Raw genomic sequence first — 17,724 nt, 5'->3', positions numbered from 1 at the left:
CCGCCCTAAACTGCAGAAAAACCGAGGAATTAAGAACCTTCTGACCCTTTCGTTTCAGTGAAAACCGCCCCTTTCCTGGCGTCGCTTTGCTGCTTTTCACGCTGTTTTGCCAGCCATAATCCGCTGTTTTTCATTGCATAACCGAATACCAGCCCGACCAGCAAAGATACCACCACCTGACGCCAGTCACCTTGTGCGGCGAAGGTCGCGCAGGCACCAATAAAGGTACCCGGTACAAAGGCCAGCCACTGCTGCCGTGCCTGAATACACATCAGAAACGCCACTACGCCAGTCAGCAGATAACCAAGAATGCTCCATTCCGGACGCATTGCGCTTCCCGCGATGATCACGACAGCCCAGAATACACCGCTGAGACAGGTCAGCGTGCTGATCAGCAATCCGCGTAATCCGCCCTGCGGACACGCAAAATATGCCGTGCATCCAAGAAAACCCGCCCAGCTTATCAGGCCAAAGCTAATCGCAACCCAGCCCCAGATACCGGAGAGGATACCGGTGGTAATGGCGATCATCACTAAAACATTCATGGTGTGAACCTGTACGAATCTGAACAAGCGCGCAGTGTACGCATTGGCAGGAATAATGAAATGGGAGAGATCACAAAACCAATGTAATAATTTATTGAACGTACATATAAATGTGATTTGCATCACAATATCTAACCAATACGATTAAAAAAGCCGCTCATGCGAGCGGCTTCGTCAGCTTTCAGACTGCGTTTGCAGACTTTATCAGAGCAGCGGTTGCGCCATCTGTACCAGCGAAATCAACGGTTGCGGGAAGATACCCAGCAGCAGCACCAGAATCGCGGAAATCAGTACGACTACCCCACCCGCCGTGAGCGCCCAGTTGTTTGGCGTATCACGAACCAGCGTTTCAGGCGCGCTCAGATACAAGCTCACCGTTACGCGCAGGTAGTAGTAAAGACCAATCGCAGAACCGACAACCACAGCACCGGTCAGCCACCACAGATGCGCGGTCACACCGGTCGCAATCACGTAGAACTTACCGATAAAGCCGAGCGTCATCGGAATACCGGCCAGTGACAGCATCATCACGGTCATCACCGCAGACAGAATTGGCTTATGCCAGAACAGACCACGATAAGAGAACAGTGATTCAGCATCCGGCCCTTTGTACGGGCTGGACATCAGACTGACCACACCGAAAGCGCCGAGGCTACTGAACAGATAACCCGCCAGATATACGCCCACAGTTTCCATCGACAACTGGTGCGTTTGTACCGCAATCAGTGCCACCAGCAGATACCCCAGGTGCGCGATGGAGGAATAACCGAGCAGACGTTTGATGTTGCTCTGACTGATGGCCATCAGGTTACCCACCAGAATCGAGCAGAAGGCAATAATGCCCAGCACGATGCGGATGGATTCGCTGTCAGCTACCGGCGCATACAGGAACAAACGCATGACCACAGCAAAGATCGCGATCTTGCTGGCGGTTGCCAGGAAAGTCGAGACCGGTGCAGGTGCGCCCTGATACACATCTGGCGTCCACAGGTGGAACGGAACCAGCGACAGCTTGAAGCCCAGCCCCACAATCATCATGCCCAGACCGGCCATCAGCAGCGGCTGGTGCAGCATCACGCCGTCGCCCAGGTTTTTGCCCAGTGACGCAAAGGACAAATCACCGGACTGTGCGTACAGCAGCGCCATACCAAACAGCAGGAAGGATGATGCGGCAGCCGACAGCAGCATGTATTTGATGGCAGCTTCCAGCGAGCGTTTCTGGCGGTAGGCGTAACCAATCAGGCCGAACAATGGCAGGGAAATCAGTTCGATTCCGAGGAACATTGACGCCAGATGGTTAGAGCATGCCAGCAGAATACCGCCCATCGCCGCAATGAGAACTAACAGGTAGAACTCTTCGCGGTTGTCCGGATAACCGGCCAGCCAAGGGTAAGCAAACGTGCTGGTAGCCAGGCTCGCCAGCAGCACCAGCCCGATGTAGAACATCGAGTAGCCGTCAACGCGCAGCAGCGGTGTGACGTCCTGCGGGCCGACCTGCCCGACGTAGTAAAGGGAAAGTAAGGCAACGTTCAGCCCGATGACTGTCAGTGTGGCATTAAGAAAATGGTCGCGTCGCCACGCAATGGACAGCATCACCACCACCACCGTCAATCCGACGATCATCAGCGGTAATAGTGCGATCAGATTTTGAAGTGTAAATGTCATGGCGAGTTACGGCCTTGTCGTTGAAATAGTGGAAACTGAAGACCCGAACCAGTGCTGAATGTTGCTCATCGCAGCACTTGAAGTATCCAGAATTGGCTGCGGGTAGAAGCCCAGCGCCACCAGCAATACAACAAGTAACAAGATGATCGACAGTTCGCGTGAGGTCATGCCCGGCAGCGGTTCGTCAGATTTTGCTTTGCCATAGTAAGCGCGCTGCATCATCACCAGTGAGTAAACCGAAGCGAACACCAGACCAAAGGTTGAGATGACAGTGATCACCGGCACAACCGGGTAGCTGCCGAACAGGATCTGGAATTCACCGACGAAATTACCTGTACCCGGCATCCCCAAAGTAGCGACGGCGAAGAACAGCGACAACGCTGGCAGGTATTTAATCCGGCCCCACAATCCGCCCATCTGGCGCATATCACGGGTATGCAGACGTTCGTATAGCTGACCACAGATGATGAACATACCGGCTGCGGAAAGACCGTGTGCAATCATCTGGATAACCGCGCCCTGGTACGCCAGCTGGCTGCCGGTGTAGATGGCAATCAGTACGAAGCCCATGTGCGAAACGGAGGTGTACGCAATCAGACGTTTAATATCGGTCTGGCAGAACGCCATCCACGCACCGTAGAAGATACCAATGACACCCAGCCACATGGCAATCGGTGCGAACTGGTGAGACGCTTCCGGGAACAGAGGCAGACAGAAACGCAACATCCCGTAGGCCGCGGTTTTCAGCAAGATACCGGCTAAGTCAACGGAACCTGCGGTCGGTGCCTGACTGTGTGCATCCGGCAACCAGCCATGCAATGGCACAACCGGCATTTTCACCGCAAAGGCGATGAAGAAGCCAAGCATCAGCAGATATTCAACACCGTGCGACATTGGCGTTTTCAGCAGGTCGGCATAGTTGAATGTCCATACGCCGGTGGCATTGTAGTGCACAAACACCAGGCCGAGGATAGCAATCAACATCACCAGTCCGCTGGACTGTGTATAGATGAAGAATTTGGTTGCTGCGCTGATACGCGTTTTACCGTCTGACGCTTTGTGACCCCACAAGGCAATCAGGAAGTACATCGGCACCAGCATCATTTCCCAGAAGAAGAAGAACAGGAACATGTCGATGGCAAGGAACACACCGATGACACCGCCGAGGATCCACAGCAAGTTCAGATGGAAGAATCCCTGATACTTCTGGATTTCACGCCAGGAACAGAGGATCGCCAGAACACCCAGCAGACCGGTCAGCACCACCATCAGCAGGGACAAACCGTCCAGTGCCAGATGGAAGCTGATGCCAAAACGTGGGATCCATGGCAATGAAAACTCGGATTGCCACTGTGGAATACCCGCAGGCGTCGTTAATGAATATCCTCCCTGCAACCACAATTGCACGGAAAGAGCCAGCGTCAGCCCCATCGCAATCAACGCGATCCAGCGCGGTACTTTGCTCCCAAAGCGCTCAGTCTGCCAGCACAGCAGCCCGCCGATAAAGGGGATAAATATTAGCCAAGGTAATAGCATGGCGTGTCGTTCCCTTCTTTTATGCCCGAAGGCTATTTCACTTGCCGGCCCGTTACGGGAACAGGCCAGCATTGATAACTACACCTGTAATGCAGGCTTAAATCACCAGCAGCAGCGTCAGAACAACGACTGCACCGAGCCCCATTGACGCGACGTACCAACGTACCTGACCGTTTTCGCTGAGAGTCAGACCACGGTTACCCAGACGGGCAAACAGCGCAGGCAGATTCATCATTGAGTTCAGCGGATCACGTTGCAGGAGTTTCGCAACCAGCAGATAAGGTTTGACGAAAATCATGTCGTACAGCCAGTCGAAGCCCCAGGCATGGAACCACCAGGTCGTGAAGAAACGTCCCGGTGCGCTTTTCGCAATGCTGTTGACCAGCGAGCGTTTACCCAGATACAGGGCTGCCGCCAGCAGAATGCCAGCAATTGCAATCACGCCTGAAGTGATTTCCAGCGTCAGCACGCTGCCGTGCGCCAGCTCAGTGGTATCCGGCAGTACGCCTTTCAGTGGCGGAACAATCATTGCGCCAATGAAGGTGGACAGAACCAGTAACACCAGCAGCGGCAGGTGGTGAGTGATGCCTTTACCCGCATGGGCTTTAATTTTTTCTTCGCCGTGGAAGACGATGAAGATCATGCGGAAGGTGTACAGCGAGGTCATAAACGCACCGACCAGACCGGCAACCATCAGATTCAGGTGGCCGTTAGCCAGCGCACCCGCGAGGATTTCGTCTTTACTGAAGAAGCCCGCAGTGATGATTGGCAAGGCGGACAGCGCCGCGCCACCGACCAGGAAGCAGAGATAGACAAGAGGAATGGATTTACGTAATCCACCCATTTTGAAGATGTTCTGCTCGTGGTGGCAGGCCAAAATGACCGAACCGGAAGAAAGGAACAACAGTGCTTTGAAGAACGCATGCGTCATCAGGTGGAAGATAGCGGCATCCCACGCCTGAACACCCAGCGCCAGGAACATGTAACCAATCTGGCTCATGGTCGAGTACGCGAGAACACGTTTGATATCAGTTTGCACCAGCGCGGCAAAGCCCGCCAGCACCAGCGTGACCGCACCAATAATACCCACCAGATGCAGAATTTCCGGCGCCATCAGGAACAGGCCGTGCGTGCGGGCAATCAGATAAACACCGGCGGTAACCATGGTCGCGGCGTGGATTAGCGCAGAAACCGGCGTCGGACCGGCCATGGCGTCTGCCAGCCAGGTCTGAAGCGGAAGCTGTGCGGATTTACCCACTGCGCCACCCAGTAACATCAGGGTCGCCCAGGTGATCGCCGTATCGCCTACTGCCAGTTTCTGCGGTGCCAGGATCATCAGTTCACGGAAGTTCAGCGTACCCAGCTCGCGGTACAAGATGAACAGCGCGAAAGCCAGGAACACATCACCAACACGGGTCACGATGAACGCTTTCATCGCAGCCGCACCGTTCGCCGGATGGGTGTAGTAGAAACCGATCAACAGGTAACTGCACAGGCCCACACCTTCCCAACCGAGGTACATCAGCAACAGGTTGTCTGCCAGTACCAGAATCACCATGCTGGCGATAAACAGGTTGGTGTACGCGAAGAAGCGTGAATAGCCTTCTTCACCGCGCATGTACCAGGAAGCGAACATGTGGATGAAGAAACCGACACCGGTGACCACAGACAACATGGTCATCGACAAACCGTCGAGCGTGAGTGTGACGGGAATATTGAAATCCCCGACCTGCATCCAGTTCCACAAATGCTGGTTAAAGACTTCAACACCCGCCGCTTTCTGGCTGAGGAAATTGATACCCACATAAATAGTGGTCAGCGCTGCCAGACCAATCGACCCGACACCAATGGTAGCGGAGGTATTTTCAGACCAGCGACCGCGTGAAAAGGCCAGTAACAGGAAGCCAATCAGTGGGAACAGAATTGTTAAATAGAGTAAGTTCATCCGCGCATCTCACTGACAGTATCAATATTGAGAGTGTGGCGACGGCGATACAGTTGCAGCAACAACGCCAGACCAATACTGGCCTCCGCCGCAGCCAGGCTGATAGCCAGAATATACATCACCTGACCGTCCGCCTGACCCCAGTAGCTTCCCGCCACGATGAACGCCAGCGCTGCCGCGTTGATCATCACTTCGAGGCTGATCAGCATAAACAACAGGTTACGACGAACCAGCAGCCCGGTAAGCCCCAACACAAAGAGGATCGCGGCCAGAATAAGACCATGTTGTAGAGGGATCATGCTCTCTCCTCCGTTTTTCTTTTTGTTGCCATTTCGGTCGTCACCGGTGCGTCACCAAAGACTTCACCGGGTTTGTGCTCACGACCAATATGGAATGCCACGACCAGACCGGCCAGCAGCAACATTGATGCCAGTTCAACCGCCAGAACGTAAGGTCCGAACAGTGCGATACCGACGGCTTTCGCATCAACCATGTCACCTTTGATGCCGTGATCATGTAACCCGAGGATTGACATGATCATCACCACCAGCAGGATGACAGACAGAACCGAAGGCCCGATCCAGGTGGCAGGTTTGAGCCATGCGCGTTCCTGCTCCTGGACGTTGCCAAGGTTGAGCATCATCACCACGAACACGAACAGCACCATAATGGCACCGGCGTATACGATGATCTCCAGGGCACCGGCGAAATACGCACCGAGCGAGAAGAAGACCGCAGCGATCGCCAGTAAAGAGACGATCAAATACAGCAGTGCGTGTACCGGGTTGGTATGCGTGATCACACGCAATGTCGCCAACACGGCCACCAGGGCTGCAATATAAAATGCAAATTCCATGCTTGCGGCTCCTTAAGGCATCAGACCTTTGACGTTGATCGGTTTGGCTTCGTTTTCAGCTTCGCCTTTCGACTTGCCGTCAATCGCCATACCGGCCATCCGGTAGAAATTGTATTCCGGATATTTACCCGGCCCCGAAATCAACAGATCTTCTTTTTCATACACCAGATCCTGGCGTTTAAATTCGCCCAGCTCAAAGTCCGGCGTCAGCTGAATGGCTGTTGTCGGGCAAGCTTCTTCACACAGACCGCAGAAAATGCAGCGTGAGAAGTTGATGCGGAAGAATTCCGGATACCAGCGGCCATCTTTCATTTCTGCTTTTTGCAGAGAAATACAGCCTACCGGACAAGCTACTGCACATAGGTTACAAGCAACGCAGCGCTCTTCACCATCCGGATCGCGCGTCAGCACGATACGGCCACGGTAACGCGGAGGTGGATTGACCGGAACTTCAGGGTACATCTGGGTTTCGCGCTTGGCGAAGGCGTGCATGCCTATCATCCACAAGCTGCGAACCTGGGTACCGAACCCGACCACTATGTCTTTCAATGTCATGGTTACATCACCCCTTATTGCGCGTTGTACAAAATGACCGCAGCGGTCGCCAGCAGATTAAGTAATGTCAGTGGCAGGCAAACTTTCCAGCCAAATGACATCACCTGGTCGTAGCGGGGACGCGGCAAAGCAGCACGGATCAAAATGAACATCACCATGAAGAAAGCAGTTTTCAACGCAAACCAGATAAACGGCGGCAGGAACGGCCCCTGCCAGCCACCGAAGAACAAGGTGACGATCAGCGCAGAGACCGTCACGATACCGATGTATTCCCCCACGAAGAACAGACCGAATTTCATACCGGAATATTCAATGTGGTAACCATCGGCCAGTTCCTGCTCGGCTTCCGGCTGGTCAAACGGGTGACGGTGGCAAACAGCAACGCCGGCAATCGCAAAGGTCACGAAGCCAAAGAACTGCGGAATGATGTTCCACACATGCGCCTGAGAATTGACGATGTCTTGCAGATTGAAAGAACCCGCCTGCGCCACGACCCCCATCAGCGATAAACCGAGGAATACTTCGTAGCTCAGCGTCTGAGCGGATGCACGCATCGCCCCCAACAGCGAGTATTTGTTGTTACTGGACCAGCCAGCGAACAACACCGCATAGACGGTCAGACCGGCCATCATCAGGAAGAACAAAATACCGATGTTCAGATCGGCGGCGAACCAGGTCGGGCTGACCGGAACAATCGCAAAGGAAATCAGCAGGGACGTAAACGCAATCATCGGTGCCAGCGTAAAGATGGCTTTGTCGGTGAATTTAGGTACCCAGTCTTCCTTGAAGAACATCTTGATCATGTCAGCGACCAGTTGCAGGGAACCGCCCCAGCCGACACGGTTTGGCCCGTAACGGTTCTGGAACAGGCCCAGCAAACGGCGCTCGCCGAAGCTCATGAAGGCCCCACAGGTCACCACAACCAGCAGGATCACCACCGCTTTCAGAATGGCGATCAACGAATCGATGACTACAGGTGTAAACCAGCTCATTGTGCTGCCTCCCGCAGATTTTCAACCGTTGCGCCAACCAGCACCGGAGGAATACCCGGTAAGCCCAGCGGCAGGCCAACCTGGCCCTGACTCAATGTTTCGCTCAGACGAACCGGCAGTTTCAGTGTCTGACCGGCACAGGTGAATTCCACCTGAGAACCTGCGTTCACCCCTAACTGCGCGGCATCTGCCGGGTTAACCATCACATATGCCTGCGGCATACGTTGCTGGATAACCTTCGAGCGCTGTGTCATTTCTTCGCTGCCGAACAGGTGATAGTAAGGCGCGACACGCCAGTTATCGCGCTGTGCAGTAAAGGCAGCCGGAATAGTGGTGAAGTAATCGAGTGTCCCCTCACCGGCTTCAATCAGACGCACACCCGGATCACCGTGGCGCAAACTGCCGCCAACTTCGCTCTGGAATTTGTTCCAGGCTTGCGGTGAGTTCCAGCCCGGCGCCCAGGCGAATGGCACCTGATTGCGGTTAGCTGTCGGGCTGTTGTTCCCTTCCATCGAGAAGGCAAACATGGTGTCTTTATCTTGTGGCTGACGCGGTTCATGCACGCTGATGTTCGCGCGCATGGCAGTACGACCACTTGAACGTGCCGGAGAACGGGCCAGTTTCTGACCACGAATACGGAAGCTGGCGTTTGGCGCAGCTTCTACCATGCCTTTCAGCTGTGGCAGTGCTTCAACACAGGCTTCGATCACGTGATCCAACTGAGTCCAGTCAACATGACGGCTGTTGATGGTGGAATGCAGCGAGTGCATCCAGCGCCAGCTTTCCAGCATGGCAACCGTTGTGTCGTAGTAAGCCGGGTCGTAAACCTGGAAGAAGCGCTGTGCGCGACCTTCCTGATTCACCAGCGTACCGTCACTTTCAGCAAAACTTGCTGCAGGCAGGATCAGGCTGGCTCTATCCATAATGCGCGTACGCTGATGGTCAACAACCAGCAGATTCTGCACCTTGGCTAATGCCGCATCCACTTTGGCTTCCGGCGCCTGACGGTAAAGGTCATTTTCCATCACGATGGCGCTGTCAGCATCACCACGGGTTAGCAACTCAAGCGCTTCATCCAGCGAACCGCCGCCAATCATCGAAAGACCGATGCTGTTGGCCGCAGAGGCCACGAACGTAATGCCGACATCGCTGCCTGCTACTTTCAGCGCTTTGGCGATATTGGCGGCCGCTTCGATAATGGCATCAGAACCGGCGCTGGTGCCGGTAATGATCAGCGGCTTGCGCGCACCGGTCAGTGCCTGCACGATCACGTCGATTTTCTTGTTCAGGCCATCAGCCAGATCGCTGACCGCGGGCGCAGAATTATCCAGCGCATGGGCGATAGCAAAGCCGAAACGAGCCTGCTCATCGACCGGTGCACGGTAATTGTAAGCCGCGATGTCGTCGAGTTTGGTGTTATCCACGTTGGTGATAAACAACGGATGTTTGGCATGCTGACCGATATTCTGGACTGCCGCGATCTGCCAGTCGGCAACACGCTGTGCCGCCGCCATCGCGCGGGCTTTGCCTTTAACGGCCTGACGCACAGACAGTGCGATACGCGCGCCGGTCTGGGTTAAGTCTTCACCCAGCACCAGAACCGCATCGTACTCTTCGATTTCACGCAGCGCCGGTGTGTGAACACCGCTGTTGCGCAGAATGTTCAGCATCAGTTGCAGACGGCCCTGCTCTGCCGCGTTGATACCGGTGTAGAAGTTTTCGGCGCCGACCAGTTCACGCAAAGCAAAGTTGCTTTCAAGGCTGGCGCGCGGAGAACCGATACCGATAGTTTTCTTCGCCTGACGAATAATATCTGCCGCGCCCTGCATCGCCTGTTCAGCGTTAAGTTCGATCCAGTCGTTACCACGCAGCTGCAATGGTTTCTTCGGACGATCTTTCAGGTTCACGTAGCCATAACCGAAACGACCGCGGTCGCACAGGAAGTAATGGTTTACGGTACCGTTATAACGGTTTTCGATACGACGCAATTCGCCGTAACGCTCACCCGGGCTGGTGTTACAACCAACAGAACATTGCTGACAGATGCTTGGCGCAAACTGCATGTCCCATTTACGGTTATAACGTTCAGAGTGCGTTTTATCGGTGAATACGCCGGTCGGACACACTTCGACCAGGTTACCGGAGAACTCACTTTCCAGCGGACCATCTTCCGGACGGCCGAAATAGACGTTGTCGTGTGCGCCATAAACACCCAGATCGGTGCCGTCCGCGTAATCCTTGTAGTAACGGACACAGCGATAACAGGCGATACAGCGGTTCATTTCGTGTGAAATGAACGGGCCGAGATCCTGGTTGTTGTGGGTACGTTTGGTGAAGCGGTAACGGCGCATACTGTGGCCGGTCATGACTGTCATATCCTGCAGGTGACAGTTACCGCCTTCCTCACATACCGGACAATCGTGCGGGTGGTTGGTCATCAGCCATTCCACGACGCTTTCACGGAATTCTTTCGCTTCTCCGTCGTCGATGGAAATGAAGGTGCCATCAGACGCTGGTGTCATACATGACATCACCAGACGACCGCGCGTGTCTTCCGCATTTTGGTATTGCTTAACCGCACATTGGCGGCAAGCGCCGACGCTTCCCAGCGCCGGATGCCAGCAAAAATAAGGAATATCGAGGCCGAGAGAGAGGCAAGCCTGTAACAGGTTGTCCGCTCCGTCTACATCGTATTCTTTGCCGTCTACATGAATCGTAGCCATAGTCAGCATGCTTCCACGTGGCCCGCCTGACGGCGGGCGTTAATCAAAAATTCTTGCCGGGTTGGCGTATATCACTCGACAGCGCGTCCCTTGTTCCGGGAATTCGCGCACAGCGGGCTCACGTCCGCTGCCTGTTGCCCTCACTACCAACGCTCTTTCAGCAGATTGTTTGGCTGAATGCCCGCAATCGCACGCGCGTTGTTGTAATGCTGTTTGGCGATACCCGCCTCAAACTCTTCCCGGAAATATTTAATCGCACTCTGCAATGGCTCCACAGCACCCGGCGCATGTGCGCAGAAGGTTTTGCCCGGGCCAAGCTGGCGGCAAAGCTGTTCGAGAGTTTCGATATCCCCTGGCTGGCCTTCACCACGTTCCAGCGCACGCAGGATCTTCACACTCCACGGCAAACCATCGCGGCACGGTGTACACCAGCCACAAGACTCACGGGCGAAGAATTCTTCCAGGTTACGCACCAGCGGAACCATGCCAATTTCATTGTCAACGGCCATCGCCAGTGCAGTCCCCAGACGGCTGCCGGCTTTACCAATACTGGCAAAGTCCATCGGCAAATCCAGATGATCGGCGGTCAGGAAGTCTGTCCCCGCCCCGCCCGGCTGCCAGGCTTTGAATTTCAGGCCATCGCGCATGCCACCGGCATACTCTTCAAGAATTTCACGTGCGGTAGTCCCAAACGGCAGTTCCCAGACGCCCGGATTTTTTACCCGGCCGGAGAAACCCATCAGTTTGGTGCCGGCATCTTCACTTTTGCCCGCAGAAATACCTTTGTACCAGTCCACACCGTGCTCAAGAATCGCTGGCACGTTGCACAGAGTTTCGACGTTGTTGACACACGTCGGTTTACCCCATGCGCCGGCAGATGCCGGGAACGGTGGCTTGGAACGCGGGTTAGCACGGCGGCCTTCAAGGGAGTTGATCAGCGCGGTTTCTTCACCACAGATGTAACGCCCTGCCCCGGTGTGAACAATCAGTTCGAAATCAAACCCGGTGCCGAGAATATTTTTACCCAACAGACCTGCTTCAGTCGCTTCAGCAATCGCACGGCGCAGGTTCACCGCAGCCTCGATATATTCGCCACGCAGGAAAATGTAACCACGGTAAGATTTCAGCGCGAATGCGGAGATCAGCATGCCTTCCACCAGCAGGTGCGGCATTTGTTCCATCAGCAATCGGTCTTTATACGTACCTGGTTCCATCTCATCGGCGTTACACAGCAGATAGCGGATATTCATGCTTTCGTCTTTCGGCATCAGGCTCCACTTCAGACCCGTGGAGAAACCTGCGCCACCGCGCCCTTTCAGGCCAGCGTCTTTTACCAGATTGACGATTTCTTCCTGGGCCATGCCTTTAAGGGCTTTTTCCGCACCGACGTAACCGTTTTTGCTACGGTATTCATCGATCCAGACAGGTTGTTTGTCGTCACGCATACGCCAGGTCAGCGGATGCATCTCCGGTGTGCGTTCAATGTGTCTTGGGGTATATGTCATGCGTAGCGCTCCAGTAGCGAGCCGATCGCTTCCGGCGTCAGATGGCTGTGCGTGTCCTCATCAATCATCATTGACGGGCCTTTGTCACAGTTACCGAGGCAGCAGGTCGGCAGCAGGGTGAAGCGCCCGTCTTCGGTCGTCTCACCCGGCTTGATGTGCAACTGTTGTTCCAGCGCGGCCTGGATCCCCTGATAACCGGTGATGTGGCACACCACGCTGTCACAGTAACGGATCACATGGCGGCCGACCGGCTGACGGAAGATCTGGCTGTAGAATGTCGCCACACCTTCGACGTCGCTGGCAGGAATGCCCAGAACATCGGAGATCGCGTAGATAGCACCGTCCGGCACCCAACCACGCGCTTTCTGCACGATTTTCAACGCTTCGATAGAGGCCGCACGGGCATCTTCATAGTGATGTTTTTCGTGCTCAATCGCTTCACGTTCAGCGTCACTCAGCACAAACACCGGCGGTACAACAGGCTCGCTGATATTGATGTGCTGAACTTCAGAGTCTTTATTGATATCTGTCATCGTTAGCGGTCCACATCTGACATTACAAAGTCGATACTGCCCAGATACACGATCAGGTCGGATACCAGGCTGCCACGGATTACGGACGGGATCTGCTGCAAATGCGGGAAGCTTGGTGTACGGACACGGGTACGGTAGCTCATGGTGCTGCCGTCACTGGTCAGGTAGTAGCTGTTGATCCCTTTCGTTGCTTCAACCATCTGGAAAGATTCTTGCGCAGGCATGACCGGCCCCCACGACACTTGCAGGAAGTGCGTGATCAGGGTCTCGATGTGTTGCAGTGTGCGCTCTTTCGGTGGCGGCGTGGTCAGTGGGTGATCCGCCTTGAACGGGCCTTCCGGCATATTTTTGTAACACTGTTCCAGAATACGCAGGCTCTGACGCAGTTCTTCTACTTTGAGCATGACGCGGGAATAACAGTCACTGACGCCATCACCGGTCGGCACTTCAAAGTCAAAGTTTTCGTAGCCAGAGTATGGACGCCATTTACGCACATCGAACGGGATCCCCGTGGCACGCAGGCCAGCACCGGTGGTACCCCAGGCCAGAGCGTCGTCTGCGTTGTAAGCAGCCACGCCTTTGGAACGGCCAATCAGAATGGTGTTTTTCAGCGCCGCTTTGACATAGGAGTCCAGACGGGCTGGCATCCAGTCAAGGAACTCACGCAGGAGACGATCCCAGCCTTTCGGCAGATCATGCGCTACGCCACCAATACGGAACCAGGCCGGGTGCATACGGAAACCGGTAATCGCTTCCACCAGATCGTAGATTTTCTGACGATCGGTAAAGGCGAAGAACACCGGAGTCATCGCGCCCACGTCCTGAATAAACGTAGAGATGTACAGCAGATGGCTGTTGATACGGAACAATTCGGACAGCATGACGCGAATGGTGTTAACGCGATCCGGCGTTACGATACCGGCGAGTTTTTCAACAGCCAGCACGTACGGCATTTCGTTTACACAACCGCCGAGGTATTCGATACGGTCGGTGTAAGGAATGTAGCTGTGCCAGGACTGGCGCTCGCCCATTTTCTCAGCACCACGGTGGTGGTAACCGACGTCAGGCACGCAGTCGACAATCTCTTCGCCATCAAGCTGCAAAATGATACGGAATGCACCGTGCGCAGACGGATGGTTAGGACCGAGGTTGAGGAACATAAAGTCCTCATTTTCGGTGCCACGCTTCATGCCCCAGTCTTCAGGCTTGAAGGTCAGCGATTCCATCTCGAGTTCTTCTTTCTGCTTAGTCAGCTCGTAAGGATCGAACTCGGTGGCGCGCGCCGGATAGTCTTTACGCAGCGGATGCCCTTCCCAGGTCTGCGGCATCATAATGCGCGTCAGGTGCGGGTGGCCGTCGAAGGTAATACCGAACATTTCCCATGTTTCGCGCTCGTACCAGTTAGCATTCGGGAACACTTTGGTGATCGTCGGAACATGGAGATCGTTTTCTGCCAATGCCACTTTGATCATGATGTCGCGGTTACGCTCGACGGAGATCAGGTGGTAGAAAACGGAAAAATCCGCGGCCGGTAAACCGTCGCGGTGTGTACGTAAACGCTCATCAAAGCCATGCAAATCGAAAAGCATGACATAAGGTTTTGGCTGTTTTCGTAAAAAGGTAATCGCTTCCAGTAACTGTTCACGCTTGAACCACACCACGGGAATTCCGGTGCGGGTTGCCTGAACAGTAAAGGCCTCTGGCCCAAAACGGTTACGCAATTCGCCAATAACCGGATCATCGAGATGATCACGGGTATGCCATGCTGGCAGGGCGGAATCTTGCGTCGTCAAATCTGTCATATTTTTTTCACCACACTAAATGGTCATTTATGCCGTAAGGGGGATATTCATACACACCGCCCCTCAGGGTTGACTCTCAGACCGCAGTGTTAAATCTCGTCCGGCGAACGCAGATTTGTCACGGCAATACGCTCAGCACGTTTACGCTCTTTTTCAGACTGCATATTCGCGCGGTAAACACCCTGGTCGCCAACAACCCATGACAATGGGCGACGTTCTTTGCCAATGGACTCCTGCAACAGCAGCAGAGCCTGCATATAGGCTTCCGGACGCGGCGGACATCCCGGGATGTACACGTCGACAGGCAGGAATTTATCCACGCCCTGCACCACAGAATAAATATCGTACATGCCGCCGGAGTTCGCACAGGCGCCCATCGAAATCACCCATTTCGGTTCCAGCATCTGATCGTATAAACGCTGGATAACCGGAGCCATTTTGGTGAAGCAGGTTCCCGCCACCACCATAAAGTCAGCCTGGCGTGGTGAAGCACGCAGAACTTCTGCACCAAAACGCGCAACGTCATGCACCGCAGTGAATGACGTCACCATTTCGACATAACAGCAGGAAAGGCCGAAGTTGTAGGGCCAAAGGGAGTTTTTACGACCCCAGTTCACCATTCCGTGAAGCGACTCCTGGAGATTTCCCATGAAGACGCTGCGTTTAACCTGTTCCTGAAGAGGATCGCCGACGACCTCCTGAGACTGCAGGGGGTAACGGTCGTTCTCACCGTCCGGGTCTATGCGGGTGAGCGTATAGTCCATCTTAATGCCTCGCTTTGACTGCTTACTGAGGGTGACTGTTGGTATTAATCGCCGGGCTTGGTTTAACAGGTCCTTTCGAACGTGTTGGTGTCCAGTCGAGTGCGCCAATTCGCACCAGATAGAACAAACCTGCCAGCAGTACCAAAATGAAAATGGTAGCTTCCACGAATCCGGTCCAGCCGCTTTCGCGAATAGACGTTGACCATGCATAGAGATACAGGGCTTCAACGTCGAAGATGACGAAGAACATGGCGACCAGATAGAACTTGGCGGAAAGACGTAGCCGGGCAGTGCCGACAGAGGCGATACCTGACTCAAAAGGCGTGTTTTTGTAGCGTGCTCTGGCTCTCCCGCCAAGGAACGCGGCGCCCAGTAACATCAGGCAGCAGAGGCCTACTGCAACGACAAGAAAAACGGCGAACGCCCAGTGTTGAGCGATGACTTCAGTGGCTGTTGACATACTCATTGCTTACTCATCAAAAGTGGTACTTTGGCATCTGCTCTGTAAGGTCGGCAGTTTGCGCACCACATCGATTCAAGGGAAGGATTAAAAACCACACAGTTCACGGCTCAACAAGGGATTAAGCCAGTGATTTGTTGTGGGCTTTTTACCCTTTTCTATAACCTTTTGTCAACTTTGACAAAAGTATCTCCACATTAGTTTACATGCTTAGCATTTAATTAACATATCATGCGCCGGGACTTAAGCTAAATCGTGTCAGTTAAATACTGTGATAAAGCATGGGCCTGTGACGGGAGTTATGACATCTTTCAAACTTTACTATTGTCGCAGGAATAGACAGCGCTTCCACTCTCTTAATGGGGTTATTTTTTTGATCTATGTCAGAGTTCTGTCAATTTTGATAGAAAAAAAGGCACACATTTAACAAGTTTTATTGATTTTCAAAAAACGACAAGCGATTTGCGGAAAAATTTGATGCTTTTTTTTAACCTGAAAAAAGTCAGCATTTTACGCCATTTACTGTAGTCATTGGTGATAAGGATGGCAGTCATTACTGGGAAGAAGAAAGGCTAACGAACAAAAACAGAGGCTTTAGGAAGGATATTAAACAAAATCACTAAAAGAATGACTTTCCCGCCCCTTAATAGGTAGAAGCCTTTACCCCCGCCTCGTTAGACAGAGGCGGAAGGTAAAGCCGGGGGATTACCTTAACTTTCAGAGTCTGCCAGTAACTCATGATCGTCATCCACTACCGGACGAGGACCATAGGCACTGAGAGAATAGGGATCATTCCCTTGCTCAACTGCATTGAAGATCGCCATTGCAAGTTCATTTTCACAACGGGCATTTTTGTACAACACATACTGCGTATCCGGCAAACGTGGTAAACCGTCCTGTTCACCCAGAACACGCAGCTCCGGACTCATCATTTCGATGGGACGTGCCGTCACACCCAGCCCCGCACGCACTGCCGCACGAATTGCCGATAATGTCGACGCGACATAAGCAATACGCCACGGAATACCTGCCTGACTGAGGTGCTCTATCGCCATCATCCGGTAAGGGCTTGGCTCATCGAGCACCACCAGCGGAACACTGTCGCCGGAGGGATATGCAAAATCAGCCGAGCAATACCAGAGTGTTGGCGACGTGCGCAATACGATGTGCGGGTGATCAGTGTTTGTCATCGTAGTGATGGCCAAATCCACTTCTTCACTTTCGAGCATCGACAACATGAAAGGACTGCGCTTGACGCGGACATCAATAGACAACTTTGGATATACGGATGTCACGCGGCTGAGCAGGAAAGGTAAAATGGTGTCAGCAGTATCATCTGATGCACCAATTGTTATCCCACCTTGAACATTGCTGTACATCAAAGAGGTACAGGCTTCATCATTAAAACGAAGGATTTTGCGTGCGTATCCCAATAACTGAATACCGTGTTCAGTTAATAATTTATTGCGTCCATGTCTGGCAAACAGTTCTTTTCCAACGAGTTGTTCTAGACGTTGCATTTGTTGGCTTACCGCCGACTGAGTACGACACACCGCAGCAGCAGCCGCAGCGAACGTATTAAGATCAGCAACAGCTACAAATGTCCTCAACAGATCAAGATCGAGATTGAGGATTGGACGATTTGCAATTGTCATAGTTTTTCTTCACTTTATAGAATCTAATAACAAGCTACCCTGATGGTGCGTCAAAGTACCCGCAAAAAGCAGAATACCAGATATGTCGGATACTCACTCATTTGATAACCTAAATTGAGAAATATTTGTGCATGAAAGTTTTCATCATTGTGAGCGTTCAGTCATTAAACCTGTGCACAATAATTCCT

The 17,724-nt window shown here is 53.3% G+C and carries 15 protein-coding genes; all 15 read right to left on the bottom strand.

Annotation, left to right across the window (positions count from 1 at the left end; all coding sequences use genetic code 11):
* Positions 1-29: 29 nt before the first annotated feature.
* Entirely contained in the window at positions 30-545 is a 516-nt protein-coding gene (locus tag DXU84_RS04520; protein WP_013574601.1) for a DUF1097 domain-containing protein, read from the bottom strand.
* Between the two features lie 204 nt (positions 546-749).
* The gene (gene nuoN, locus DXU84_RS04515) at positions 750-2,210 is read right to left on the bottom strand and encodes an NADH-quinone oxidoreductase subunit NuoN (RefSeq protein WP_013574600.1); all 1,461 of its coding nucleotides are present in this window, start codon (positions 2,208-2,210) and stop codon (positions 750-752) included.
* 6 nt (positions 2,211-2,216) lie between these two features.
* A complete protein-coding gene (gene nuoM / locus DXU84_RS04510) occupies positions 2,217-3,746 on the bottom strand; it encodes an NADH-quinone oxidoreductase subunit M (protein WP_013574599.1) in 1,530 nt (509 codons plus the stop codon).
* Positions 3,747-3,843: 97 nt separating this feature from the next.
* Complete coding sequence (nuoL, locus tag DXU84_RS04505) at positions 3,844-5,691, bottom strand: NADH-quinone oxidoreductase subunit L (protein ID WP_013574598.1); 1,848 nt, start codon at positions 5,689-5,691, stop codon at positions 3,844-3,846.
* Positions 5,688-5,990, bottom strand: a complete 303-nt coding sequence (gene nuoK / locus DXU84_RS04500; protein WP_004936014.1) for an NADH-quinone oxidoreductase subunit NuoK — start codon at positions 5,988-5,990, stop codon at positions 5,688-5,690. The genes nuoL and nuoK overlap by 4 nt, the downstream gene beginning before the upstream one ends.
* Positions 5,987-6,547: an NADH-quinone oxidoreductase subunit J gene (gene nuoJ, locus DXU84_RS04495; RefSeq protein ID WP_013574597.1), complete on the bottom strand. Its 561-nt coding sequence runs from the start codon at positions 6,545-6,547 to the stop codon at positions 5,987-5,989. The genes nuoK and nuoJ overlap by 4 nt, the downstream gene beginning before the upstream one ends.
* Before the next feature lie 12 nt (positions 6,548-6,559).
* Complete coding sequence (nuoI, locus tag DXU84_RS04490) at positions 6,560-7,102, bottom strand: NADH-quinone oxidoreductase subunit NuoI (RefSeq protein ID WP_013574596.1); 543 nt, start codon at positions 7,100-7,102, stop codon at positions 6,560-6,562.
* A gap of 14 nt (positions 7,103-7,116) precedes the next feature.
* The gene (nuoH, locus tag DXU84_RS04485; RefSeq protein ID WP_013574595.1) at positions 7,117-8,094 is read right to left on the bottom strand and encodes an NADH-quinone oxidoreductase subunit NuoH; all 978 of its coding nucleotides are present in this window, start codon (positions 8,092-8,094) and stop codon (positions 7,117-7,119) included.
* Entirely contained in the window at positions 8,091-10,817 is a 2,727-nt protein-coding gene (gene nuoG, locus DXU84_RS04480) for an NADH-quinone oxidoreductase subunit NuoG (RefSeq protein ID WP_121019636.1), read from the bottom strand. Before nuoG ends, nuoH begins: the two co-directional genes overlap by 4 nt.
* A gap of 143 nt (positions 10,818-10,960) precedes the next feature.
* Positions 10,961-12,322 carry an NADH-quinone oxidoreductase subunit NuoF gene (gene nuoF, locus DXU84_RS04475; protein ID WP_013574593.1) on the bottom strand — a complete coding sequence of 454 codons (1,362 nt, stop codon included), beginning with the start codon at positions 12,320-12,322 and terminating at the stop codon, positions 10,961-10,963.
* Positions 12,319-12,855 carry an NADH-quinone oxidoreductase subunit NuoE gene (gene nuoE / locus DXU84_RS04470; protein WP_228388940.1) on the bottom strand — a complete coding sequence of 179 codons (537 nt, stop codon included), beginning with the start codon at positions 12,853-12,855 and terminating at the stop codon, positions 12,319-12,321. The genes nuoF and nuoE overlap by 4 nt, the downstream gene beginning before the upstream one ends.
* Before the next feature lie 2 nt (positions 12,856-12,857).
* Positions 12,858-14,657, bottom strand: coding sequence for an NADH-quinone oxidoreductase subunit C/D (nuoC, locus tag DXU84_RS04465; protein WP_013574591.1), 1,800 nt, complete (start codon positions 14,655-14,657; stop codon positions 12,858-12,860).
* Between the two features lie 89 nt (positions 14,658-14,746).
* Positions 14,747-15,421, bottom strand: coding sequence for an NADH-quinone oxidoreductase subunit B family protein (locus DXU84_RS04460; protein ID WP_013574590.1), 675 nt, complete (start codon positions 15,419-15,421; stop codon positions 14,747-14,749).
* A 22-nt stretch (positions 15,422-15,443) separates the two neighbouring features.
* The gene (locus tag DXU84_RS04455; protein WP_013574589.1) at positions 15,444-15,887 is read right to left on the bottom strand and encodes an NADH-quinone oxidoreductase subunit A; all 444 of its coding nucleotides are present in this window, start codon (positions 15,885-15,887) and stop codon (positions 15,444-15,446) included.
* Between the two features lie 704 nt (positions 15,888-16,591).
* Entirely contained in the window at positions 16,592-17,536 is a 945-nt protein-coding gene (lrhA, locus tag DXU84_RS04450) for a transcriptional regulator LrhA (protein WP_013574588.1), read from the bottom strand.
* Positions 17,537-17,724 lie beyond the last annotated feature (188 nt).

Origin of the sequence: Rahnella sp. RcJ3 (assembly GCF_009498575.1) — a bacterium.
GTDB lineage: Bacteria > Pseudomonadota > Gammaproteobacteria > Enterobacterales > Enterobacteriaceae > Rahnella > Rahnella aceris.
Note: the sequence above shows the minus strand (reverse complement) of the source record. Positions and strands in the feature narration are given on the sequence as shown.